General features: G+C 36.6%; 27 protein-coding genes. 19 read left to right on the forward strand and 8 right to left on the reverse strand.

From position 1 onward, the window contains the following. Positions 1 to 385: 385 nt before the first annotated feature. On the reverse strand, positions 386 to 2,110 hold the full coding sequence (locus H9655_RS17970; RefSeq protein WP_191816619.1) for a M4 family metallopeptidase: 1,725 nt from the start codon (positions 2,108 to 2,110) through the stop codon (positions 386 to 388). A 255-nt stretch (positions 2,111 to 2,365) separates the two neighbouring features. On the opposite strand from H9655_RS17970, the gene sipW reads away from it, so the two are divergent. From sipW to H9655_RS18015, 9 genes are all read left to right on the forward strand, one after another. Continuing rightward, positions 2,366 to 2,905 carry a signal peptidase I SipW gene (sipW, locus tag H9655_RS17975; RefSeq protein WP_225230729.1) on the forward strand — a complete coding sequence of 180 codons (540 nt, stop codon included), beginning with the start codon at positions 2,366 to 2,368 and terminating at the stop codon, positions 2,903 to 2,905. A 52-nt stretch (positions 2,906 to 2,957) separates the two neighbouring features. Further along, positions 2,958 to 3,560 (forward strand): TasA family protein, encoded by a 603-nt coding sequence (locus tag H9655_RS17980; protein WP_191816621.1) that lies wholly within the window; start codon positions 2,958 to 2,960, stop codon positions 3,558 to 3,560. A gap of 536 nt (positions 3,561 to 4,096) precedes the next feature. Then, the gene (locus tag H9655_RS17985; RefSeq protein ID WP_191816623.1) at positions 4,097 to 4,756 is read left to right on the forward strand and encodes a Yip1 family protein; all 660 of its coding nucleotides are present in this window, start codon (positions 4,097 to 4,099) and stop codon (positions 4,754 to 4,756) included. 7 nt (positions 4,757 to 4,763) lie between these two features. After that, positions 4,764 to 5,885 carry an efflux RND transporter periplasmic adaptor subunit gene (locus H9655_RS17990; RefSeq protein WP_191816625.1) on the forward strand — a complete coding sequence of 374 codons (1,122 nt, stop codon included), beginning with the start codon at positions 4,764 to 4,766 and terminating at the stop codon, positions 5,883 to 5,885. Beyond that, a complete protein-coding gene (locus H9655_RS17995; protein ID WP_191816627.1) occupies positions 5,882 to 6,568 on the forward strand; it encodes an ABC transporter ATP-binding protein in 687 nt (228 codons plus the stop codon). The genes H9655_RS17990 and H9655_RS17995 overlap by 4 nt, the downstream gene beginning before the upstream one ends. Before the next feature lie 2 nt (positions 6,569 to 6,570). Next, positions 6,571 to 7,764, forward strand: coding sequence for an ABC transporter permease (locus tag H9655_RS18000; RefSeq protein WP_191816629.1), 1,194 nt, complete (start codon positions 6,571 to 6,573; stop codon positions 7,762 to 7,764). 167 nt (positions 7,765 to 7,931) lie between these two features. Beyond that, positions 7,932 to 8,339, forward strand: coding sequence for a DoxX family protein (locus H9655_RS18005; protein ID WP_191816631.1), 408 nt, complete (start codon positions 7,932 to 7,934; stop codon positions 8,337 to 8,339). A gap of 209 nt (positions 8,340 to 8,548) precedes the next feature. Further along, a complete protein-coding gene (locus H9655_RS18010; RefSeq protein WP_191816633.1) occupies positions 8,549 to 8,875 on the forward strand; it encodes a PadR family transcriptional regulator in 327 nt (108 codons plus the stop codon). Between the two features lie 14 nt (positions 8,876 to 8,889). Beyond that, positions 8,890 to 9,654, forward strand: a complete 765-nt coding sequence (locus H9655_RS18015) for a DUF1129 family protein (protein ID WP_191816634.1) — start codon at positions 8,890 to 8,892, stop codon at positions 9,652 to 9,654. A gap of 713 nt (positions 9,655 to 10,367) precedes the next feature. On the opposite strand, the gene H9655_RS18020 is transcribed toward H9655_RS18015, so the two are convergent. The 5 genes from H9655_RS18020 to H9655_RS18040 all read right to left on the reverse strand — a co-directional run bounded on the left by H9655_RS18020 (position 10,368) and on the right by H9655_RS18040 (position 14,037). Further along, the gene (locus tag H9655_RS18020; protein ID WP_191816635.1) at positions 10,368 to 10,745 is read right to left on the reverse strand and encodes a thiol-disulfide oxidoreductase DCC family protein; all 378 of its coding nucleotides are present in this window, start codon (positions 10,743 to 10,745) and stop codon (positions 10,368 to 10,370) included. A 25-nt stretch (positions 10,746 to 10,770) separates the two neighbouring features. Further along, the gene (locus H9655_RS18025) at positions 10,771 to 12,003 is read right to left on the reverse strand and encodes a transglutaminase-like domain-containing protein (RefSeq protein ID WP_191816636.1); all 1,233 of its coding nucleotides are present in this window, start codon (positions 12,001 to 12,003) and stop codon (positions 10,771 to 10,773) included. 1 nt (position 12,004) lies between these two features. Next, positions 12,005 to 12,976, reverse strand: a complete 972-nt coding sequence (locus H9655_RS18030) for an HTTM domain-containing protein (RefSeq protein WP_318245514.1) — start codon at positions 12,974 to 12,976, stop codon at positions 12,005 to 12,007. Positions 12,977 to 12,993: 17 nt separating this feature from the next. Then, on the reverse strand, positions 12,994 to 13,650 hold the full coding sequence (locus H9655_RS18035) for a DUF5819 family protein (protein WP_191816637.1): 657 nt from the start codon (positions 13,648 to 13,650) through the stop codon (positions 12,994 to 12,996). Between the two features lie 90 nt (positions 13,651 to 13,740). Next, positions 13,741 to 14,037 (reverse strand): hypothetical protein, encoded by a 297-nt coding sequence (locus tag H9655_RS18040; protein WP_191816638.1) that lies wholly within the window; start codon positions 14,035 to 14,037, stop codon positions 13,741 to 13,743. Between the two features lie 483 nt (positions 14,038 to 14,520). Between H9655_RS18040 and H9655_RS18045 the strand changes: the two genes are divergently transcribed. The 5 genes from H9655_RS18045 (at position 14,521) to H9655_RS18065 (ending at position 16,469) form a co-directional block, all read left to right on the forward strand. Then, the gene (locus H9655_RS18045) at positions 14,521 to 14,709 is read left to right on the forward strand and encodes a hypothetical protein (RefSeq protein WP_191816639.1); all 189 of its coding nucleotides are present in this window, start codon (positions 14,521 to 14,523) and stop codon (positions 14,707 to 14,709) included. After that, on the forward strand, positions 14,706 to 15,281 hold the full coding sequence (locus H9655_RS18050) for a nucleoside/nucleotide kinase family protein (RefSeq protein WP_191816640.1): 576 nt from the start codon (positions 14,706 to 14,708) through the stop codon (positions 15,279 to 15,281). The genes H9655_RS18045 and H9655_RS18050 overlap by 4 nt, the downstream gene beginning before the upstream one ends. Then, positions 15,259 to 15,720, forward strand: coding sequence for an ASCH domain-containing protein (locus tag H9655_RS18055; protein ID WP_191816641.1), 462 nt, complete (start codon positions 15,259 to 15,261; stop codon positions 15,718 to 15,720). Before H9655_RS18050 ends, H9655_RS18055 begins: the two co-directional genes overlap by 23 nt. Before the next feature lie 7 nt (positions 15,721 to 15,727). Beyond that, positions 15,728 to 16,018 (forward strand): hypothetical protein, encoded by a 291-nt coding sequence (locus tag H9655_RS18060; RefSeq protein WP_191816642.1) that lies wholly within the window; start codon positions 15,728 to 15,730, stop codon positions 16,016 to 16,018. A gap of 79 nt (positions 16,019 to 16,097) precedes the next feature. Further along, positions 16,098 to 16,469: a DUF2750 domain-containing protein gene (locus tag H9655_RS18065; protein ID WP_191816643.1), complete on the forward strand. Its 372-nt coding sequence runs from the start codon at positions 16,098 to 16,100 to the stop codon at positions 16,467 to 16,469. A gap of 184 nt (positions 16,470 to 16,653) precedes the next feature. On the opposite strand, the gene H9655_RS18070 is transcribed toward H9655_RS18065, so the two are convergent. Then, complete coding sequence (locus H9655_RS18070) at positions 16,654 to 16,908, reverse strand: DUF3006 domain-containing protein (RefSeq protein WP_225230737.1); 255 nt, start codon at positions 16,906 to 16,908, stop codon at positions 16,654 to 16,656. Between the two features lie 18 nt (positions 16,909 to 16,926). After that, a complete protein-coding gene (locus tag H9655_RS22860) occupies positions 16,927 to 18,024 on the reverse strand; it encodes an MBL fold metallo-hydrolase (RefSeq protein WP_191816645.1) in 1,098 nt (365 codons plus the stop codon). A 290-nt stretch (positions 18,025 to 18,314) separates the two neighbouring features. Between H9655_RS22860 and H9655_RS18080 the strand changes: the two genes are divergently transcribed. The 5 genes from H9655_RS18080 (at position 18,315) to rlmD (ending at position 22,972) form a co-directional block, all read left to right on the forward strand. Continuing rightward, complete coding sequence (locus tag H9655_RS18080; RefSeq protein ID WP_191816646.1) at positions 18,315 to 19,238, forward strand: diacylglycerol kinase; 924 nt, start codon at positions 18,315 to 18,317, stop codon at positions 19,236 to 19,238. A gap of 71 nt (positions 19,239 to 19,309) precedes the next feature. Next, on the forward strand, positions 19,310 to 20,020 hold the full coding sequence (locus H9655_RS18085; RefSeq protein WP_191816647.1) for an alpha/beta hydrolase: 711 nt from the start codon (positions 19,310 to 19,312) through the stop codon (positions 20,018 to 20,020). A 110-nt stretch (positions 20,021 to 20,130) separates the two neighbouring features. Next, positions 20,131 to 21,159: an IS1595 family transposase gene (locus H9655_RS18090; RefSeq protein ID WP_191816648.1), complete on the forward strand. Its 1,029-nt coding sequence runs from the start codon at positions 20,131 to 20,133 to the stop codon at positions 21,157 to 21,159. A 58-nt stretch (positions 21,160 to 21,217) separates the two neighbouring features. Beyond that, positions 21,218 to 21,382, forward strand: coding sequence for a hypothetical protein (locus H9655_RS18095; protein WP_155986770.1), 165 nt, complete (start codon positions 21,218 to 21,220; stop codon positions 21,380 to 21,382). Between the two features lie 216 nt (positions 21,383 to 21,598). Next, on the forward strand, positions 21,599 to 22,972 hold the full coding sequence (gene rlmD, locus H9655_RS18100) for a 23S rRNA (uracil(1939)-C(5))-methyltransferase RlmD (RefSeq protein WP_191816649.1): 1,374 nt from the start codon (positions 21,599 to 21,601) through the stop codon (positions 22,970 to 22,972). The last annotated feature ends 510 nt before the right edge of the window (positions 22,973 to 23,482 follow it).

Genomic DNA, 23,482 nt, shown 5'->3' on the forward strand with positions numbered 1-23,482 from the left:
ATACAATTGTAATATAAATTCACTGAATTGATATATTATTTTTAAAATTATAATCATTAGTGGGTATTTTGTCTGATAGATGTAGAGAGTATAAAGGAGGGAATTCATAAGGTTATAAACAAGAAGATAGTAGAGGAGATTGCGTGTAAAAGTGAGAAAGGAAGAGCTAAAGTAAAATTGTGCATCACTTAAGAGAGAGATGGGTGTGCACATGATTTAGATAAAAACAATGGAAATGCAAAAAGTTTATAGATCTATGAGTGGGAATCATAGAATGACTTTAAGGCACAATGAATTTTAAACGCTAGCAATAAAAAAACGAACAAAGGCTATAATTAATAGCGTTTGTTCGTTTAGATGCAGCTCAGCTCTTAGTATGCAGTGATCATTCTAACACTCCGATAGAATCATAGGCAGCCATTACAGCAGCTGTTTCAGCGGAAGGCTCTCCATTTTTATCAGGATATAAATCACGTGCAGATTGGACCATAGCTTCTCTCATCTCGGAAAAATTAGATGATGGCACTAAATAGACTGTTAATGCTTTATAGAGGATTTTGCCTAATTTATCTGATCCAATTCCATTCACAGTTGTACCGTAATGTTCTCCACCTTCAGCAATAAGGTAGGCTGCTTTATTATTTATACTACTGTTAATATGAACGCCACCTTCATCCAATTCCCCTAAATATCGATCATCATAATGATCAGGATAACGGTTATCTTTCAGGCCATAATTGGGGTGAAGCGCATTGGCTTTCGGATCTTCTAATGAACGAAGGCCGCCATCATTCGCGATATTAGGTGTATATACATCTTCACCTATTAGCCAGTTTCTATCTTCTTCGGCTTTGAAATGATTCTCTGCTAACACACCGAAGATATCAGCAATGGATTCATTTAGTGCTCCTGATTCACCTTCATACGTTAGATTAGCTGTATTTGTAATTACTCCGTGTGTCATTTCATGTCCTGCAACATCAAGTGCCCCTGCTAGTGAGCTGAAGTATGAACCATCACCGTCTCCATAAAGCATTTGTTTCCCGTTCCACGCGGCATTATTCCATTTTTCACCTATGTGCACGGTGCTTATTATTTTCATACCATCGTTATCTAAGCTATTACGATCATGTTGATTTTGAAAGTATTTGTTTACCTTTATCGAGTTTTGTTGAGCAGAAATGGCTGCTGGATCGTAGAAGAAGTTTGACGCTGTCTCTACTTCAAAACCTGTAAATCCTAGTAAAGCAGATAAAAGGATAAAAGGCGTTTCACCCATTCTTGCTGCATCATACGTATGAATTGGTACCGAACGGTTTTTGACAGTTTCCAATGAATACAAATGGGTTTTGCCCGTTTCAATATTCTTTGTTGCATTGAAATTTTGCATTTTGCCAAATAAGTCTAATCCACGAGCACTGACAGTTTCTGTTTCCGGCTCCGCAGAATGAAGGGCATTAAAGTGATGTTGTACTTCACCTGTATGTGCATCAATAAAATAATGGAAATAACCAGGCACAGGAATGGAAGTAGAGGCTTTTACTAAATAAGTTAGATGGTATTCATCATTCTTTGGAAATACCATTAGTTCTGTTTCAATGCCATCATAATCTTTTATCGCACCGACTTCATTTTCTATCGCAGCTTTCGCATGAGACTCTGCTTCTTCTTTAGTAATACTAGGAGTTGTATTTATATTTACTTTCACTAACTCATCATTTACTTCCCCGATAGAAGCATAAACATTTAAGTTTTCATCTAGCGAAATGGTTTGACCTGAGCCATAAACTGGGACCCCGTCAACTTGCTCAACGGTTTTCATATGAATCGTTCCTATTTGTTTATCAACATGTTCATCAATAATTTTAAATTGATTCACACTCTTTTTACTTGATCGCGCTTTAGATTGGGTCTCATCTTTCAGCTGGTCTTGTAAATAAGCTTGTACAACCTCCTCTTTATTTAACCCTTTCGGTGCTTGCCAGATGACTTCATTGGTCTCTGTTTGAATCGCTGCATATGTGGACAATGGAGAAAACCCTGCGAATGTGACGGACAAGGCTAATGCAGTAGGTAATATCACTTTCTTAGTAAAATTCTTCTTCTTCAAAACAATCACCTCATATTATTTTCTGTAAACAATTATAATTATTCTGAAAATTTAATATTACGTCAATATGTCAGCGATTGGGTTAATAAAACGCGACTTTGGACTCGCATCTCTATCATCTTCTATATGAATCACACGCTTTATTAGGTCTAATTACAGATAAAAATAACCCAATTTATTTATCAGATATTTCAGTTATATTAATGTTAGCAGAGAAAATCGATGAAGTTTTTTATGAAAGGAGAGTCATTCATATTGTTAAGTCTAGCAAAATGGACACTGCGATTAATTGGTAATCTACTATTTCTGCTTATCTGTGTTTTATTATTTATCATGCTTTTCGCACGTTTTACCGGTAATGAACCTAATCTCTTTGGATACCAGTTTAAAACAGTGCTTTCTGGATCAATGGAGCCATTATTTAAAACAGGTTCAGTGATAGCGATTAACAAAACAGAAGAAAACAAAACCTATCAATCAGGAGATATTATTACTTTCAAACTTGATGAGATCCTTATCACACATAGAATAGTAGAAACGTCTTTAAAAGATGGAGCCATTACTTACACGACTAAAGGTGATAATAATGACGCTGTTGATAGATGGGAAGTCCCAGCACATCATGTGGTTGGGGAATATGCCGGTGTGACTATTCCCTATCTAGGCTATGTGCTACATACCGCACAAACCAAAGTAGGAGCTGCATTATTAATGATTATTCCAGGCATTATTTTACTCTTCTCTGCCTTTGTGCAACCTAGCGAAAGAAAACCAAAAGAGGTATATACGCAGTAACTCTCTTCCCTACTAAGGGGAAGTGAAACATATATTTAGGAGGAATGTTTACATGGGATTAAATTTTAAGTTAACAAAAAAGAATCTGATGACAGCTGCACTTGGATTATCATTAATTACTGGAGGAACTTATGCTTATTTTAGTGATAGTTTTGCAACTGAAAATACTTTTGCAGCAGGAACGCTAGATTTAGCTGTAAATCCGGATTTTGTCGTGAATATTGATAATATTAAACCAGGTGATGAAATCTATCGAGAATTCACTTTAGAGAATAATGGGACATTAGATATTCATAAAGTACTGCTACAAACAGATTACTCTGTCGTCGATGCAAATGGGGATAATGTAGAAGACTTCGCTGACCATATCAAAGTAACAATTATGTACAATACAAGCAGCGCAACCGTCCCAGTTGTTGAAACTACATTGGCAGAATTATCGAATACAGAGCCAGATTTAACGGCTATTGATACATTCGTTGGCGGTGGACAAATACCGGATGGCATCCCGGCAGGGGAGAAAGAAAAAATGTTTGTGTTATTTGAATTTGTTGACAATGGACAAGACCAAAATCAATTTCAAGGTGATCAGCTTCGTGTAAATTGGACATTCAATGCTGAGCAAACTGCTGGGGAATACATTGACGAACAATAATGAGTCTTTATGTAAAAGTGTAACACTGCTCTTAAACGGGGAATCTGGTTTGAGAGTGTAATATGATGGAGAATGGCGGTCTCTCAAATCAGCACTGTAAATTGAGGACGTCGCAAAAAAATGCGCTTTTAAACATGAAAAAATCAAGTACTTCAGCCAGCGTTTCCATCAAAATAGTGCCTGATGAGACATCTCATCAGGCACCCCAAAAAGGGCGTTACCCTATTACTGATTCTCCTTACCACTACCTTTCATTTCCTCTCTCAAAGTTACCAGTAAGTTTTGCTAGCATAATTGAATGCTGCCCTCTTCGTTCTCAATCTTATTATGAATTTCGCCGCTTCTTTTTCCACTGATTGATTCTTTATTATGTGAAAACTAAATGTTTCTCCTTTTAAAACGTTCCCTTTTAACTTCCCCTCCCTTTCATTTAAGCATTCAGTGTCTTTATTGAAATTATTTTCCAAAAAAATGAAACTTTACAATTCGCACCACGTATACATAATTGTAGAAAATTTTAAAAGGGGAGATTTTTTATGGAAGCTGAATTAAAGCATGAAGTGGAAGAACCAAAGAAACCTCGTTTGTTCGGGATGATTGCCAATCCATCAGAGCAATTTGAGCGGATTAAGCAACAACCGAAAATCTGGGTACCGTTATTGTTGGTGTCGTTATTATTTACAGTTGGTATGATTATCACCGCTTTGTCGATGGATCCAGCTTATCTTGGAATTGAGGATTTATCTCCAGCTGAGCAAGACATGATGTATATGTTTTCACTGATTACGTTTGTAATTATGGGCATTATTTCACCCGTTTTCACGGTGTTAATTTCCTCAGCTATTTATCTATTAATTTGTAAAATTGCTAGTTCGGATGTGTCATTTAAGCAGCTATTTTCAATGAATACATACATTCTGGTTATTAGTGTGATTGGACTCATCTTGAATGGTGTGATTCGTATGATAATTGGTGGCAATCCAGAGTTAAATGTGACGAGTTTAGCAGCTGTATTAAATACAGAAGCTACCAGTGTTTGGGCAAGTATTGAAGTTTTCTCCATATGGCAAACAATTCTTGTCGGTTTAGGTTTGCATAAAGTGGCGGGATTAAGTAAAGGGGTTGCTTACGGTATAGCGATTGCTTTCTTTATTATTAGTCTGGTCTTCGCTTTAGTTGCTTCTACGGTGGTGTAAGGTAAATATGAAGAAAAAAACTTGGATCATTGTTGGAGTGGTAAGTGTAGTCGTGATGATGATAGGTGCTAGCGTCTACCATCAAGCTTTTGCGAAAGGACCTTCTGTAACGACTGCGAATGCAGAGAATGAAGTAATTACAGATACGTTAATTGTGCCAGGTACATTATCTTTGAAAAATGAACAGAAAGTGTACCCCGGTGTAGAAGGTGAAGAAATTGCTGAAATCCTTGTTAAGGAAGGCGATGCTGTTGAAAAAGGTACAGCTGTCGCAAAGTATGATGATACGCGAGTGGCGATGGAGCTTGAAAGGTTGAGTTTACAGATTGAATCTGGTTATTTACGAATCAATCAAGTGGACAAACAATTAGATCGACTCTCAGATCAAGAAAAGGAATTGCGTGATACCGTTGGCAAAAAAGAAGCCGCTAAGCAAATAGAACCGGAAAGAGATCAGCTGCAATTAGATTTAAGAATGGCAAATTTAGAGGTCCGACAGTTTCTTTTAGAGAAGAAAGAAATTGAAGAACAACAAAAAGATTTAGAGATTAAAAGTAAATTAGATGGAACGATTTTACAAGTGAATGAAGATCAACCAACGGATCCGATGGCGCAGCAGCCAGTCATCCATATTGGTAATACGGATGAAATGGTAGCGCGTGGTGTTTTATCAGAATTTGAGTCTTTAAAGGTCGAGAAAGAGATGAAAGCGACGATTCGGACAGATGTACTACCTGATAAGGAATGGAAGGGAAAGGTTAATTTCATCGGGTTAATGCCAGATGAAAACAGCCAGTCAGTCTCTGGTGAAGCGACCCCAGCGCAATATGGCATGACGGTTGAAATTGAAGATGACATTACTGAATTGCGAACAGGATTTCAATTAATTATTGAAGTGGAGACAAGTAGTAAGAAGGCACTTACTGTCCCATCTGAGTCTGTGTTATCTGCTGATGGTGATTCTTATGTCTATCTTCTAAAAGATGGAAAAGCTCATCGTCAAAACGTGAGTGTAGGCGTTGCCACTGGTGATAAGATAGAGATATTAGATGGTATAACAACTGATGATGATGTGATTACTAATCCTTCTGATGACTTGAGTGATGGCTTGGAAGTGGAAGCGGAATGATTCATTTACGAGAAATCACAAAGTCTTATCAAATAGGCGATGAAATGGTCGATATTTTACAAAGCATTGACTTAACGATTGAAAACGGAGAGTCGCTCGCAATCATGGGGCCGTCGGGTTCTGGAAAATCGACATTAATGAATATTATTGGTTGTCTTGATCGACCGACGAATGGAACCTATCAACTAGACGGTGAGGATATATCGCAATATTCTGAAGTAAAACTAGCGAAAATTAGAAATCGTTCCATTGGTTTTGTATTTCAACAATTTCATTTACTACCAAGGCTATCGGCTTTAAAAAATGTCGAACTACCGATGATTTATAGTGGTTTGAATAAGAAAGAAAGAATGGCTAAAGCTGAGCGTGCGCTCATTAAGGTAGGTTTAGAAGACCGAATGGAACAGCTTCCGAGTTTGTTATCAGGTGGACAGAAGCAACGGGTAGCTATTGCCCGTGCACTTGTCAATGAACCGAAGTTGATACTGGCTGATGAACCGACAGGCGCGCTCGATACGAAAACGAGTGAAAATATTATGGAGCTTTTTACCCAACTAAATAAAGAAGGTACCACGATCGTAACGGTAACACATGAACCGGAAATCGCTGCTTATGCGAGTCGTAGAATTCTCGTCCGCGATGGTATCATTGTCGAAAATGAGCGCCAAGTAGGGGGTCGATGACTTTGAGCCTTCTTGAAAGCATAAAAATGGCACTTAGTTCGTTAATGGCACATAAGCTGCGCTCCATTCTTACAATGATAGGGATCATCATCGGTGTTGGCTCTGTTATTATTGTCGTTGCTATTGGCCAGGGCGGGGAAGCAATGTTGAAATCACAACTCACAGGCCCGGGAAATACGATTGATTTATTTTATCAACCGTCAGATGAAGAGATAATGGCAAATCCCAATGCATTGTATGCCTCGGCGTTTTCACAAGAGGATATTCGCGCTTTAGAGGAAATTGATGAAGTGAACAGGGTTGTTGCGTCAAGCTTAGAATTCGGTCCTGTCCAGTTTCGAGATCAACAGATAGAAGCAACTTTAATGGGGATTAACGAATCTTATTTTCAATTGAACCCGTTAAATCTATCAGATGGAAGAGGTTTTACAACAGCAGATTTCTTAAGTGGAAAACGGGCTGTTATTGTTAGTCAATCACTTCAAGAAGAGCTATTTGAAGGAGAAGAAGCAGTGGGTGAGGTGATTCGCCTTGGTGCTCAACCGGTTGAAATCATTGGTGTGCTAGAAAAACCAACGGGGATTTTCTCCTTCGGTAGTATGGAAGTTTATTTGCCTAGTTCGACTTGGCTAACGATTTATGGTAGTAGTGATATATCGCAAGTGACATTGCAAACTAATTCTGCAGATGATTTACAGCAGGCAGGGGAGAAAGCAGCCTCTCTTATGAACAGTCGCTATAACACCGAAGAAGCATACCAAGTATTAAATATGGAAGAAATCGCTGAAGGACTCGGTCAAGTCACAACAATTATGACGATGATTATTGGTAGTATTGCCGGAATCTCATTATTTGTTGGTGGAATTGGTGTCATGAATATCATGCTCGTTTCTGTCACAGAGCGTACGCGTGAAATCGGCATCAGAAAAGCGTTAGGCGCAACGAGGCAGCAAGTATTAACTCAATTCCTCATAGAGTCAATTACTCTTACCTTCATTGGTGGTGTAGTCGGTATTCTGCTTGGCTGGGGTGTGACAACATTAATTAGTTTATTTGCGGGTTGGCCTTCTCTCATGAGTTGGCAAGTCATTGCTGGAGGCATGCTATTCTCTATGCTAATTGGTGTCATCTTTGGTATATTACCTGCAAGTAAAGCCTCAAAGCTTGACCCGATTGAATCATTGCGTTATGAATAAGCGTTTAGTCTTTTAGGTGTTTTTAGGTCCTACGTCTGTAACCAATTACAGGGATAAAGTAGTGTTTTTTTAATAAACCGTTAATTCTGACTAAAATAGTTTGAATTAACGGTTTTTTCATGTAACGATAACAATAAGAAAAAAGATAAATGGAAGGAGAGTGAATAATGGTAAAGAAAAATCAAATTGCTGCTGCTATTTTAAGAGTGGTTTTAGGCGTCATCTTTTTTATGCATGGTCTGAGTAAGTTTCAAGATGGTATACACAACACAGTTGGATTTTTTGAAAGTTTAGGGTTGCCAGGTTTCACTGCTTATATGGTTGCATTAATCGAACTCATCGGTGGGATTGCGTTGGTAATAGGAGTTGGAACAAGGTTAATTTCTGTTCTATTTGCTCTCATCATGGTTGGTGCAATTATTATGGTAAAGATTGGGGATGGCTTCTTTGGTATAGAATTCGATCTTGTTCTTTTAGCCATTTCAATTTGTTTAGCTATTGTTAATCAATCATATCTAGCGCTAGATAATGTGCTAAAGCGTCATAAAGACCAATCGATGGATATGGATGGATAGATATCGAAAACATAACCGAGAAAAACATTTCTCGGTTATTTGTTTCATTATTCTGCCACAGATAGGCAAGGGGAATAGTGTCAACAAAACGTTGGAATTACTTCGCTTTTATTGAAAAATGAATATTATAACCCTTGTTTTACAAGATAGTATCTTTTATACTGTTTATATACCTTGTAAAACAAGATAGTGAAATGGGTGGAATAGAAATGTCACACACACAAATGATGAAGGGGATAATCGATGGCTGTTTGTTAGCGATTATTGATGGTAAAGAGTGCTATGGCTATGAAATGGCTGAACGGCTAGGTGAGTATGGTTTTGATGCAGTCAGTGAAGGGACAATTTACCCGCTACTCATGCGCATGCAACGAGAAGGATTAGTCACTTCTGTTCGCAGGGCATCGACAGCTGGGCCACAGCGAAAATATTATTCTCTTACAAAAGAAGGCAAGCAAGCATTAGTGGAATTTAGCCTACGCTGGCAACAGCTAGAGAAAAGCGTAAATGCCGTCCTAAAAAAAGAAATGGAATAGTGGAGGTGGAAAAAATGTCATTAACACAGAAGAGTAAGAAATTTCTTGAGGACTTGCATATTTATTTACTATCAAGTGGAAAAAACCTCAACGAAATTAAGGAGATTACAAAAGAACTCGAAGATCATCTATTAGAAGCAGAAGCAAATGGTAAATCGGTTGACCAAGTTGTAGGAGACTCCCCAAGTGCATATATGGAGAGCATTTCAGGTGAAATGAAATCAGATCTTGCCTCATGGACAAAGTACTTTCCTCTTGTCTTACTGGGACCGATTGCTTTTACCATATTCGGAGATTTAATTAATGGCGGAGAACTGGCTTATAGTCTATTTCATATCATTGGTATCATTGTTTATACCTTACTATTTATTATTGGTGTTGCCATCGTATTGAAATATACATCAAAAAAGCAGTCATCCGTAACAAAGGAAATATTCATCTTATCATTACCAATCATCGTTAGTATGCTGTTTTATCTGTCAGTATTATTTTTGGACACAATGATAGACACACCAATAGTCCATTTTGGAGAAATCGGCAGTATTGTGATAGGGAGCGTTGTATTCCTACTCATCATTGCTTTCTCCATTTGGAGCAAAACGATCATTATTCCAGTTGTTTTACTCGCATTGTTTCTACCAGATATTTTACTTAAGGAAACGGCATTATCTGAATCTAGTAAGCTGATCATTGGTATGTTTATTACCTATAGCCTCATTGGACTGTACTTGTTTTATATTTTTGTAAAAGAAAGGAAGAAACAGCAAGGAAGTGAATGAAAAACTAACAGCGATTGATTGTTCACACGACCTAAACTAAAAGAGACGGATGAAGAGCAACCCAGGAGTATAGAGAAAAGAATAGATCACTTGAAGAATTAAATTCTATAGCAAAATTAACAAAAGGCGATGTGCTTAAATCTGAATACGATGAAGCTATTAAATTGGTGGAACCTTAAAGCTTTTTATCTTCATTCTAATTCATGCACATCTGTCCTTATTTTTAATCAACACTTTATTTATTGAGTAAATTATCTACGCCGTTATATGTTAATCATTTATATCCATATCATATTATCTTTATAAAAGTACGTTTTGAATACAAATGTTTAATATAAATAAAACGTATTTATAAACAAAAGATTAGTAGGATAATTACTATTCCAAAAACTCTACCTTTATAACTGGGAAAATTGAATAACTCCTTTTGCATGGAGATAACTTGTATTTTTAAAAATCGTCCAGATTGAGAGAGATACAACAAAAAAAGGACTTATAGCCCTTTTTATATATAGATTGGAAGCATGGACTTGAGATTTACTTATATAAAATTAATGCACTAAATAAAATTACTGGTGAAGAATATTTTATGTCAATAACCTCAATTTTTGTGTCGGATAAAAACTCATTAAGCTTCCTATTGAATTTTCTTTCTGACCAACATACTATAGTTTTTGCTTTCAATCTTTCCCCTCCTTAAATTTGTTGTCTAGTTAAAATAAGAACATTTTTTTTGCCTTTTGATTGATAACTGGACAAGCTTTATTGGTCATTATTTGTCTTCTTCTTTTTGCTATAAACTTATAAATCCCATCTCTAATTGTTCTTGGAATAATTAGAGCTATTAATAATGGTTTGAAAATAAAATGAGTAGAGGCCATTAATTTTATAACTGCATCTGAATAAATATATTCCTTTGAATTATCAATAAAAATCATGCTATCAATATTTGTATTTGTTTCATAATTAGCTTTTGTCCAATTACTATTAAAATCAGTAATTTTTAATTCTGAATTTGTATTCATATCTACAATAAATCGGATAAACCTACTACACATATTGCATTCACCATCATAAATTAAAACCTTCATTTTTAACACTCCCAATTTGCTATCTTTAAGTAAGGTATGTGCCAATTAAACCCATGAATGATAACACAAATATAAAGCCTAAAATATAAATTAGAGTATTTCCTTCTTTTCTAAATAAACTTAGTATCGTTCCAATAAGGATTAATGGAAAAGAGAGGAATGGTAATACGTAATTAAACATAGGGTCGTAAATTAAATATTCGTTTAAAACTTCTAAGAACAATACAAGAAATCCTATCGTGAAACTTGTTGTTTTAATTTTATAACTTAAATCATTCGTAACTTCTAAATGCTTCCCTTTCCAAGTACCAAACAATAATTTATAGGGAGTCTTTTTTTCTTTACTATGTATCCTTGGATATATCGGCTGTAAAAATGGTGCTTTACCATCAACAGACTCATACCCCCAAGCTATTTCCTTTCCTGCAATGCAAGCTTTTTCAACGGTATTAAAATGAGAATGACTATCTTCATAATTTGGTTCAAGTGTTCTTTCTGGTTCTATTGAGAAGGCAAATCTCTTTCCCTCATGATCTCCAAAGTATTTATTCTTATTAGAGAGTACACCATAATATATAGCAGTAGAAATATTTAGAAAAGGATGGTAAAAGAATTTAAGCCTACCCATGCTTGGGTCAACTGGTATCCAACCCTTTCCTTCTATAAAAACTTCACTCCAAGAATGAGGCGAAAACTTTTTAAGAGTCCAAGTACCATAGAGTATCTTTGATGGGATATTTAATGCCCTACAATAAGAACAAAAAAGTGCTGCAAATTCTCCGCAATCGCCCTTTTTTCTTTTTAAAAACGAAAAAACTCCTCTTTCATCAAACCGTGTAGAATACTTAAAGTTTTTAGTAATAAACTTATATATTTGATGAGCCTTATCATAATCTGTCTTAGCATCGCCTATGATAGATAGCGCTTGCTCTTTAATTTCTTTATTTACAGGAATCAGCTTAGTTGATCTTAAAAAGAACAATTTCTCTTCTTCGGTTATTTTACTTTGATTAATTCTATTTTTTAACCTATTTCCAGTATATCGGTAATTGATTTTCAATTTCTCAGTGGGTTTTAAATTGTAATACCAGATAGGATTTAAAAAAGAATAATCATTAACCTTATGAGGTTCAATGGTTGAACTTATCTCTATATTATTTTGCGTGCTTGATTCTATTGGTTTAGATAGCCAAAGTTCAATATTTTCTTTTGTTGTGTTTTCATACAAATAAGTGATTTGAAAATTTTGTTTTTTCAAGTTATACCACTTCCTTATTCAAAGATGTTGTTCCTTTCTGCTTTTTTTGTTGTGAAGAACCTTTAAAAAATTTAAGCTTATTTAGAAAAGAAAAAGCTTTTTTATACTCTTTATCAGAGAATACAAGTACTTCAATAGCAATCATAATTGCAGAAAAGGTTATTAATCCCATTGCTATTGCGATACCTAAATGGAAACCCATCATAAGTGTCACAATTACATATTTACTCCATTTATTGAACAATGAGAACGGAAAAGCTAATTTAACTAAAATAGAAGCATAAGTAAATAATACAATGAAATAATCATTGCTTGTAAGAATCTGTTCCCAGAAAGGTTTTGAAAATGTATCCACTTGTAAAATGTAGTAAAGAGCAGTACCATTATTCCATTTTTCTCCCATTACTTGAAATATACCAGAAAAAAAGTACATAATACATATTTGCACGATGATAAACAATAAAGCAAAGTTATGCAATACAGATTTTACTTCTGGAAGAATTTTTGGAAATGACCATTGAGGTTTTACTTTTATTGAATAATAGGCGGTAGTATTCAAAAATATCATATAGAGTAGACATAATGACATTATATTATCTCCACCATCACTTATTAACGAATTCCTACTAATTAATGATAAATAGAAGATATAATTTAAAATATGGACAATTTTCCCACCGAACCCAATAGTAAATAATAAAGCAAAAATAAAACCACTATGATATAAAATTTCAAAATACAAAACTGAATCATTTAGTCCATAAGGCGAAAAGAATACTTTATACATAGAATTGTATACTTCATCACTAATGACACCAGAATCATGCCAGAAAAAATGACGCATACCATAGTTTACAATGTAATTATATAAAATAATTATACCAAAGAGTATTCTTAATAAGCTTGCTCCAATTAAATGATTTTGAGTAGTCAACTTATTATAAAAGTGATTTATATTATTAATTTTCTCCACTCGATTTCTTTCCTCCTTTATTTTATAGTGACAACTTCTTTAAATTCTCCTCTAAATTCTCTCCAATCATATTCTACAAACAACTCTTCAGTTTTATAATTCTGATCATTTCTTTTCGAGTAAGGAACGGGAGTGTCATTTATAACTCTTACTTTGACCTTTTCTATGTTATTTGGGTGTTCAATTAATTGTGCCATAGAAAAACTAAACCTATAAAGTTGATCAATGTGATTTTCGTGCCTTACTTTTTCTTCATTTTTATCTAGGAATTTATCGCTATCATCTTCACTTTTCTCTTTGAATTTTGCAATTATCTCTTCTTCTTCAAAGAGATTTTGTACTAACCCAGTAGGAATTCTGGCTGCTCTATTATATGGGCTTATACTATTATTTTGATTTTTATCTAATAAAGGACGGCCAATATCGAACCATTCCGATTCATCCCCCTGATTGTTCATTACTTTTATTGCAATTCTGTCTGTATGCGACACTGGCTCTGGGGCGAATAGGTTCCATTGTTGGAATAATAGGGGATGCATATATGAATGAAAAAAGTTTTGTTGTTTCATAGATACTGGGTTAAGTGGACCTGTAGACAATGCTATTATCGAAAAGTGAAAGATTGTAAATATTGATAAACAAATTATTAAAATTGTAATCATTTTTTTTTTCATAATTTTACCTTCCATATCTTTTTAGTGAGGGGAGAATTAATTAGAGGAGTAGAGGAATTATAATGTTCCACTACTCCTTGAATTATTTAATTAATCAAACACAACATCAAGGTCTTTGTCATACTCTACTGCAGGCTGTTCAGCGTTGTTACCTAATTTGTCCAATAACCATGAAGTAGCTTTTGTACCAGCTTTAAAAGCTACACCGCCTACAAATCCTGCAGCTGCTACAGCTGGAATTGCTTCTGGTTCAACTTCTGCTACTTTTTTAGACGAATCGAAATTAGCAGTTTTGATTTCCAAGTCATTAGTAGCATTTGCTGAAGCAAAAGTCCCTCCCCCAATAATTAATGCGGACGCGAATACTGCAATTAGTCCTTTTTTCATTACTTTCTCCCCTTTTTATGCAAAATTTCTCTTTATTACAAGAGATGATTTAATCTTACAAATTTTCCGATTTCATTTCAATAATATTCTATAAAATGTAAAAAATGATAGAAAAGAAGTAAATAGGAAAAAATAGGTAGGTAAAAATAGGTGCACACTCCTTTTCTTGTAGCATACTGGTAAATAAATGTAATGATATCTTTTAACTAATTTATGTAAATTATTTGTAAAATAAAAAAACTAATAGTTAATTTTTACTATAAGAAAAAACAAGAGAATGGTCTCTTATTTTTGGTATATATAGCCTTTTTTAATTATCATCTCATACTCCTCAGTAGGAATGGAGAGTGATTTAATAGCAAAATAGTTATTGTTATGTTTTGATGGTCTGAAACTTGTGAAAGTAAATGCATTAAGAAACTGATTGACGGTGGTTGGACCATCCAATATTTGTTAAGATAAAATGGTAAAAGGAGTGATTGTGTGAGAGCCTTAACAATAGGTATCCTGACGGGTTCTTTAGCTTTTATTCCTCTTTTAATTTTTAATGGACTCCATTCTGCAATGGGCGGCGGATTGCTGATTGGTTATTTCGCTTTTGAAATCACTTATTTTTATAAGATAGAAAATAATCGACATCAGAATATAGGGGAGATGAATCAGAAAAGGTGAAATCTGAGACGTTTATAAAGGAGAAAAACAGCTTCATTATTGCAATTGCAGCCGTTTCTGGTGGAGGGAAAACAGAGATAACGAAGGCTTTGGTCAATCAGTTGCCACATGCTGTGGCGCTCCATTTTGATGGGTTTGCGTTAGCAGGACCGAGTAGTATCATCCAATGGATTGAAAAGGGTGCGGACCCTCACGCATGGGACATCACTCCGATTGTAGAAGCGGTACAGCGATTTAAACAAAACTATGCTTATATTATTTTAGATTTTCCTTTTTCTTATCTTCATCAAGCGTTAGCTTCTGAAATTGATTTGTCCTTTTTCATAGATACACCGCTTGATATAGCTCTTGCACGAAGGATTGTAAGAGATTTTGAGCTTTTAGAAGATATACACGACGATCTCCGTTTTTATTTAGAGAAGGGTAGAGGCGCCTATATCCATATGCTTGAGACAGCCAGGATGGATGCAGATAAAATCATCGATGGCACCTTAAGTAAAGAGGAGACAATGCAACAAATAATAGAAGAAGTGAACAGGAGAATAAAAGATGGGTCAGACAGCGATAGATAAAATGTGGCAGCAATATCGACAACAACAACCAGAAGCGCCAGATACTTATGCAGCATGGGCGTTCGGTGATAGTGAGGAAATGGCGGAAGCTTTGGCGGAACTAGTTACAGAAGGAAAGAAAACAGCAACAGCATCCAATTACCTTTTATACGAGTTAGAAAATGAAGAGTTACCGCAAGTCGGACAGTTGAATATTATTCTTGATGGTAAAGGGCTGCCACAAGCAATTGTAAAAACGACAAGTGTAACAATCGTACCTTTTGATGAAGTGACAGAGAGTCATGCATTTAATGAAGGAGAGGGAGATCGTTCGCTTGGCTATTGGAGAGAGGTACATGAAGCCTTTTTTAAACGAGAGTTAGCACCTTTAGGCAAAGACTTTCATGAAAAACTCCTCGTCGTATGTGAAGACTTTGAAGTTGTCTATAAAAAGGAGTGACAAAACAATGACGATTGTCTTTGAACTTGTAAGAATTATCGCTATCTTTTTAGTGTTAGGCTGGCTAGGTAGTGCGGCGTTAACAGCTGTCTATACAATAGGAGGAGAAACGGTTACGCAACCTTGGATGGGCTTTCTTGGTATATTACTTCTATTATTTGTGCTCTACCGGAATAAATGGCAATTTTCTGGTTGGTGTAAGGGGGAAGGAAGAGAGAAGCTATCAAAGCCTCTAACGAAAACAATGACGATGATAGCCCTCTTGCTTATCATTGTGCCATTTATTTATCACCCGTGAGGATGAATGGTAAAAGAAGGGTTCAATATATTATATTCAATCAGTCATCGTATATAGATTATAGAGGAGTATGTATAATATGAATAAAGAAGTGGATATAGTCAAGGAGTTACCTGCTCATAAGCGATACGATTATTTTATAAAAAAAGTTGTTGATTATGAAGAAGTCTGGGGGCTATATAAAGAAGGTTGGGCAGAAACAGAAGATTCAGAAGGAAGAAATTTAGTTCCATTCTGGCCAAAGAGTGAATTTGCGGAAATTTGTGCTATGGGCGATTGGAAAGGGTATAAGCCAGCAAAAATAAACTTAGATGAATTTCTAAATAATTGGCTGCCTGGAATGATAAAAGATGAACTGAAAGTATCAGTTTTTTGGATTAATGGATATTCCGTGGTTGTGGAACCAGAAAGATTATTAGCAGATATGGAAGAGGAATTAGAGAACTACTAATAAGTGAATGAAATATATTTTTTAGTTCATAAATGTTAATTTGCCGACAGAAAGAAATGAACCCTTTATCTTGTATGTTTAAATAAAAAACACATCAAACCTGAAGTGACCCCTTAAGTTGGACTAAAGAGTCCACTTAGGGGGTTTTTAGTTTAATAGTGATGTGCTATCTCGCAGTAGTTGGTTATTCTTTTTTAAAGCGGCTGCCTCTATTTAATAACTTCGCTTGTTTTTGTTGGATTCTTTCTTTGGCGGCTTTTGTTGTTTCGTGATCGATGATGATTTCAGTTATTTCGTCTTCCTTCATTGTAATAAGGAGCCATGTACCTTCGGCTGCGTCAGGAGGTAGGAGATGAGTTTCGATTATTTTTTCTACCTGCTCATCACCGACTAGGAGCGCAGCTTTACCTTCTTCTATCCTATCTAAAACAGCTTTCATCACTCGACACCACTCCTTTTAAAAACAAATCATAGATTGGGCTTCAATTTCTTTCGCTTTGGCTGGACCAATACCATCAATGCGTTGCAGGTCATCATAGGAAGTGAAAGGTCTTTTCTCGATGATTTCCTCGGCACGATCTGGACCTATTTCGTGGATTTGTTGCAGTGTTTCGCTATTCGCTTCATTAATTTTCACATGATTTGCGGGACAACTTTCACTTGCAACTCCCTCGTTAGCTTTGGTATCTTTCTGTTTTTTTACCCCTTTTTCAACGAGATAATCTCTACCATCTGATTGAATGATCACCGTCCCATTTTCTATCGTTCCGTACACGTTTATATTCATTTGCTGAAGGCGGTTCAATACTTCTTGATGCGGATGACCGTAAGAGTTGTCGGCACCAGCAGAGTAAATAGCGATTTCAGGATCGATTGCTTCTATAAATGCCTCGCTATTAGATGTATCTGAACCATGATGAGCGATTTTGAAAATATCTGCTTCTAAGTTACCTGAAGCAAGCATCTCATTTTCGGCTGAAGTTTCAGCATCGCCTGTGAAGAGAAACGATTGTTCTTTATACGTGACCTTCATCCCAATCGAGCTATTATTCAAATCTTCATCAACAGATGATGGATGAAGAATATCAATCTGGGCTGAACCAATAGTAAATGATTCGCCCGCTCTTGGTATATGGAAAGCTGCTTCACTTTCAATAATGGCATCTAATGCGTCTTCATATACTTTCGACGTTGTTTCTGCTCCGCTCATCCACACTTCTTTGACAGGAAAAGAGTCAAGGACTTCAGGCATTTGCCCAATATGATCAGCATGGGGATGAGAGCCAACGAGTAAGTCAATTTCTTTTACCCCAACTGATTGTAAATAGGGTACGACTTCATCGCCATCATGTCTCCCGCTATCTATTAAAATCGTAAAATCTTCACCTTGTAATAGTGTCGCATCTCCTTGATCTACATCAATATAGTGGGCTGTTAACGTTGGTGAAAATGTTGTTTGTTCTTCGGTTATTGTTTCAGTGGCACATGCCGTTAATGTAACGGTTAATAGTATAAAAATAAATAATAATGGTTTACGCCAATTATGTATTGTCACGATGGTGTCACTCCTCTTTCGCACATTCGCTTCTTTGTTGATTATAATATAAAAGAAAAGGGAAATGTGGGAATCTGAATATTCCTTAAATAATGATAGAGATAGGTATGAAACTTGTCTAAACGGTCGAGATTAATTAGAATAGGATAGGGCAAGAGGAAATGGTTAAATATTGCTATCTGATTATGGACAATGTATGATGTAAAATGATGGAACGAATGGCTCATTACAGTATAAAGAACAGTAAAAACAGATATAAGCACTTATTTTATTTTATAGGATGATGGGTAATGAAAAGAGCGAGAATTATATATAATCCAACTTCTGGTCGTGAAATTTTTAAAAGACATCTTGCAGAAGTATTAGAGAAATTCGAACGCGCAGGATATGAAACTTCTTGTCACGCGACAACAGGCGAAGGTGATGCGACAAAGGCTGCAAGGCTTGCAGTAGAGAGAAAATATGACCTTGTCGTAGCTGCTGGTGGAGATGGTACGATTAATGAAGTCGTCAATGGACTTGCAGAGCAGGAATTCCGCCCGCAACTCGGTATTATTCCGACAGGGACAACGAATGATTTTGCTCGTGCATTGCACATCCCGCGTGATGTAGAAGCGGCAGCGGATATTATTGTCAAAGGTGAGAAGATTCCTGTTGATATTGGCCGTATGAATGAAAAGTATTTTATTAATATCGCTGGTGGCGGTCGTATTACAGAGCTCACATATGAAGTCCCAAGTAAGCTAAAAACGATGATTGGTCAACTTGCCTACTATTTAAAAGGAATAGAAATGCTACCAAGTATTAAACCGGCTGATGTCACAATTGAATTCGATGGCAAAGTTTTTGAAGGAGAAGCGATGTTATTCCTTGTCGCTTTAACAAACTCTGTCGGCGGTTTTGAAAAATTAGCTCCAGATGCATCCATTAATGATGGCATGTTCACCTTATTGATTTTGAAGAAAACCAATCTAGCAGAATTTATTCGCATTGCCACACTTGCCCTGCGTGGTGAGCATGTCAATGATCCACATGTTATTTATGCAAAAGCGAATAGAATAAAAGTGTATTCAAAAGATCCGGTCATGCTGAACCTTGATGGCGAGTATGGTGGGGACACCCCAGCTGAATTTGTGAATTTGTATCGTCATTTAGATGTATTTGTACCACTCAATCAAATACGTAAACAAGATCGCCCTGATTATCAAGGTTAAGAATGAATAAAAGCTACTGTCGTGATTGCTGCCTCAGTAGCTTTTTTTGAAAAAAGGGAAGAGGGGAAACCATGAAAAAATGGCAATGGAAAGAATATAACCTGTCGATTCTTTTACCAGAAAATGAAACACCGCAACTGACGATTATTGTTCAAGATGGCTCTTATTTATTTGCGCACTTCGAACACCACCCACTAAAGCATATCGCCTTTGTAGGTGTGGACCCGATCGATCGTAATAGAGAATACACTCCTTGGTATGCAAAAGTAGATGACTATGGCTATGAGGGTGAGGCAGATACATATTTATCGATGTTGAAAGAGGAGCTATTACCTTTTTTACATAAAGAATTTCAGCTATCAATAGATCCGAAGCATGTAGGCATCGCAGGCGCATCGTTCGGAGCGCTCGTCTCCCTTTATTCTTTATTAACAAGGCGAAATGATTTCGACTATTATTTCTTACTATCAGCTTCTCTCTGGTACCCTGACTTTCTATCATTCTTGCAAAAACAACCAGCCATCTCGGATGAGAAACATATTTTCTGGTACGTGGGTGAAAAAGAAGGGGACGAGTATCCAAATATTCTTAGAGATATGGTACCTAATACAATAGAAGCTACAAAAGCACTTGATGAGAAGCTCGTACATCCGCATGCAAGCTTCCAGTTCATTACTGATGCGGAAGGGATTCATCGTCATCCTTATTTTGAGAAGTATTTTCGTGGGTTTATTCTTGAGGTGGAGGATCGGTTTGAAGCAAACATCACTAGTCATGCGTAATGCATGGCTTTTTTATTTTGGCTCTGTTAAAGGCAAATGTTGATATTTGATACCTGTCAAAAAACTTGATATAATTAACACAAGAACGAACATTCGAGGAGGTTTTCAAGGTGAGCAAAGCGTTTAGCAACTTATTAAAGCATATTGATAAATTGCCACACACTCAAAAAGAACAAGTTTATCAATGGGTTAAACGCTATGTTGAACCTTCTTCCTCCGCAGGTGGTCGTTTAATCAATGAAATGAGAGAAACTCGCTTCAAAGAAGGTTTTGAATGCCCTCATTGTACATCGGAACACGTTGTTCGATTCGGAAAGTACAATGGTCGCCAACGTTATCGTTGTAAGGCTTGTAGCAAAACCTTTACTGATACAACCAATACCGTCTTGTACCGTACCCGAAAAGGAAACGAATGGATTACATTTGTTGATTGTATGTTCAAAGGTTATTCCCTCCGAAAGTCCGCTGAAATCGTAGGGGTTACTTGGGTTACGCTTTTTTATTGGAGACACAAACTGTTAAACGCTTTAAAGCAATTGGATGTTGAACATTTTGAAGGTATCGTTGAAATTGACGAGACCTATTTCCTATACTCTCAAAAGGGACAACGTGGCATTACTGACCGTAAACCTCGTAAACGTGGTGGAAAATCCAAGCACAGAGGAATCAGCCACGAACAAGTTTGTGTCCTCGTTGCCAGAGACCGAACAAAAGCAACCATCTTCAAAGTTGCTTGTATGGGGCGTATTGTAAAACCGAAAGTCGATACCTTGATTGGTTCTAAACTATCCAAAGAAAACGTAATTGTAACCGATGCTTGGAGGGCTTACAAAACCTATGCAAAAGAAAAAGGTTTAGAGCATTACCGTATTAAATCAGACGGTGGCAAACACGTTATTAAGGGCTTATATCACATCCAAAATGTCAACGGTCTTCATTCTCGCTTAAAACAATGGATAGACCGTTTTAAAGGTGTGGCTACAAAGTATCTTGACAATTACCTTGCTTGGTTTTTATTTGTTGATAGTCGTAGTAACGAAAGTACAAATCAACATATAAAAGAATTCCTATTAACATCATTTGTATTTGAGATGACAGACACATATGACAGTTTGCGACAGTCAAAATTTACTGTGTAGTTTCCATTTGTTAGGGCAAAATATTTTATTAATCCCTTATGAAATTGGAGGTCATTTAATGCAAAGGTATTTAATCGGAATTGTAATGATTATTTGTGGAATAATACTCCTATTTATGGCAAAGGGAAGAAGTTTTTTAGAGATTGAACAGTCACTTGTGATTGCTTATTCCTTTTTAGTATTTGGTGTTATTTATATTTTTTATAAAATGCTTCGTAAGTGATTATTATCTCCGCAAATAAAGAGTTTTTTCGCCCTTAATAGTTCGGGAAACCAGTGAGAAGTGGTTTCCCGAACTTTTCTCCTAAAAATCAACATTAAAATTTAACAGAGCCTTTATTTTAAATTGAGGAAGAAACCTCCTTTCGTATTGCGCTTGTTTTTATGTTACAATCTGACTAGCGATTTGCACGGATTTTAAGAGAAGAGGAAGAATGAAATGAAGCAAACATTACCTGTTAAGAAAAACGATTATATAGATGTTACTTTTGAAGATTTAACCCATGAAGGAGCGGGCGTGGCAAAGGTCGACGGTTATCCACTATTTGTCCCCAACGCCCTTCCAGGTGAAAAAGCGCAAATTAAAGTGCTTAAAACAAGCAAAGGCTACGGCTTCGGCAAACTGATCGAAACATACGAAGAAAGCCCATATCGCGTCACTGCCCCATGCCCAATTTACAAGGAATGTGGCGGCTGCCAGCTCCAGCATTTAAGCTACGAGGGCCAGCTACTAGCCAAGCAAAAGCAAGTCCGTGACGTGCTAACAAGAATAGGCAAGCTTGAAAACGTCACTGTTCACCCAACCCTTGGCATGAGCGATCCATGGCGTTACCGCAATAAATCGCAAGTACCGATCGGCGAACATGAAGGCGGATTAATAGGTGGATTCTATCAACAACGTTCCCACCAAATCATAGATATGAAATCTTGCCTCATTCAGCAAGAAAAAAATGATGAGGTTATTCAAAAAGTCAAAGACATCTGCAATAAAAATGGTGTACGTGCATACGATGAGCAGCGTCATAAAGGCGACCTTCGTCATATTATGGCCCGCTACGGATTAGTGACAGGTGATGTCATGATTGTCCTTGTCACAAAATCTAAAGATCTACCGAATAGAAAGAAAATCATCGCAGATATCACAGAGAATATTGCAGGTGTTAAATCAATCGTTCAAAATGTAAACAACAAGAAAACAAATGTCATCATGGGCGACGAAACCCGTGTGCTCTGGGGACAAGAAGTGATCTATGACTATATTGGTGATGTCCGCTTCGCCATCTCAGCAAGATCCTTCTATCAAGTCAACCCAGAACAAACAAAAGTCCTTTACGACAAAGCTCTAGAATACGCAGCACTCACAGGCAAAGAAGAAGTCATCGACGCCTACTGCGGCATCGGCACCATCTCACTCTTCCTTGCCCAAAAAGCAAAATTCGTCTTTGGCGTCGAAATCGTCCCCGAAGCCATCGAAGACGCCAAACGCAACGCCGAACTAAACAACATCACCAACGCAAACTTCGCCGTCGGTAAAGCAGAAGAAATCATCCCAGCCTGGTACGAAAAAGGCCACAAAGCAGACGTCCTCGTCGTCGACCCACCAAGAAAAGGCTGCGACGAAGCACTGTTGCAAACCATTATTGACATGAAACCGAAGAAGGTTGTTTATGTGTCATGTAATCCTGGGACATTAGCACGAGATTTAAGGGTGCTTGAGGATGGGGGGTATCGGACTGTAGAGGTGCAGCCGGTGGATATGTTTCCGCAGACGACGCATGTGGAAGCAGTAGCTAAACTAACTTTGGTATTGTAACCCAAAAATAAACTTTTCCGAACTAAAATAAACTTTTCCGATTCAGGACCGATTTTCGTTAAAATAAACATTTCCGATTCTCGATTCTGATTCAATATTCTCCCGGGTTTTCCTCAATAGGAATCCGGGATTTTTTCTTCTCTTTTTCAATATAAAATCAATAGTTTTCCATCCCTCTTTCCTTACTCTTTTTTTCACTATCCTTGCTATATCAGGCTTTTTTCAATAGTTTACTCATGCAGTATTCCAATAAGAGACCGAAGGTTTTCTCCTCATCTTTCGCCATCTTTTTTCTTCTCTCCCCAATTCTTTTCTCCGCCTTATTCTTCTCTCCCTTATCGGAGATTTCTATTTTAACTCCCGATAAAACGTGAAAAAATACGGAAAAAAAGCGGGGAAAACGGTCATTTTTGGGTCGGAAAACACTCGGAATGATTAAGTCCATATAATTGTGTAAAAAGAAGAGTCATTTTATTCCTTCTTGTCAACACTGTTTTCAACGACGATAAA

This window comes from Cytobacillus stercorigallinarum (assembly GCF_014836495.1).
Lineage (GTDB): Bacteria > Bacillota > Bacilli > Bacillales > Cytobacillaceae > Cytobacillus > Cytobacillus stercorigallinarum.

Excerpts from the sequence above, each read along its gene's own strand:
- H9655_RS17980 (WP_191816621.1), top strand. The coding sequence starts at position 2,958 with ATGGGATTAAATTTTAAGTTAACAAAAAAGAATCTGATGACAGCTGCA.
- H9655_RS17985 (WP_191816623.1), top strand. The coding sequence starts at position 4,097 with ATGGAAGCTGAATTAAAGCATGAAGTGGAAGAACCAAAGAAACCTCGT.
- H9655_RS17990 (WP_191816625.1), top strand. The coding sequence starts at position 4,764 with ATGAAGAAAAAAACTTGGATCATTGTTGGAGTGGTAAGTGTAGTCGTG.
- H9655_RS17995 (WP_191816627.1), top strand. The coding sequence starts at position 5,882 with ATGATTCATTTACGAGAAATCACAAAGTCTTATCAAATAGGCGATGAA.
- H9655_RS18005 (WP_191816631.1), top strand. The coding sequence starts at position 7,932 with ATGGTAAAGAAAAATCAAATTGCTGCTGCTATTTTAAGAGTGGTTTTA.
- H9655_RS18010 (WP_191816633.1), top strand. The coding sequence starts at position 8,549 with ATGTCACACACACAAATGATGAAGGGGATAATCGATGGCTGTTTGTTA.
- H9655_RS18015 (WP_191816634.1), top strand. The coding sequence starts at position 8,890 with ATGTCATTAACACAGAAGAGTAAGAAATTTCTTGAGGACTTGCATATT.
- H9655_RS18020 (WP_191816635.1), bottom strand. The coding sequence starts at position 10,745 with ATGAAGGTTTTAATTTATGATGGTGAATGCAATATGTGTAGTAGGTTT.
- H9655_RS18035 (WP_191816637.1), bottom strand. The coding sequence starts at position 13,650 with ATGAAAAAAAAAATGATTACAATTTTAATAATTTGTTTATCAATATTT.
- H9655_RS18040 (WP_191816638.1), bottom strand. The coding sequence starts at position 14,037 with ATGAAAAAAGGACTAATTGCAGTATTCGCGTCCGCATTAATTATTGGG.
- H9655_RS18055 (WP_191816641.1), top strand. The coding sequence starts at position 15,259 with ATGGGTCAGACAGCGATAGATAAAATGTGGCAGCAATATCGACAACAA.
- H9655_RS18060 (WP_191816642.1), top strand. The coding sequence starts at position 15,728 with ATGACGATTGTCTTTGAACTTGTAAGAATTATCGCTATCTTTTTAGTG.
- H9655_RS18065 (WP_191816643.1), top strand. The coding sequence starts at position 16,098 with ATGAATAAAGAAGTGGATATAGTCAAGGAGTTACCTGCTCATAAGCGA.
- H9655_RS18070 (WP_225230737.1), bottom strand. The coding sequence starts at position 16,908 with ATGAAAGCTGTTTTAGATAGGATAGAAGAAGGTAAAGCTGCGCTCCTA.
- H9655_RS18080 (WP_191816646.1), top strand. The coding sequence starts at position 18,315 with ATGAAAAGAGCGAGAATTATATATAATCCAACTTCTGGTCGTGAAATT.
- H9655_RS18085 (WP_191816647.1), top strand. The coding sequence starts at position 19,310 with ATGAAAAAATGGCAATGGAAAGAATATAACCTGTCGATTCTTTTACCA.
- H9655_RS18095 (WP_155986770.1), top strand. The coding sequence starts at position 21,218 with ATGCAAAGGTATTTAATCGGAATTGTAATGATTATTTGTGGAATAATA.
- rlmD (WP_191816649.1), top strand. The coding sequence starts at position 21,599 with ATGAAGCAAACATTACCTGTTAAGAAAAACGATTATATAGATGTTACT.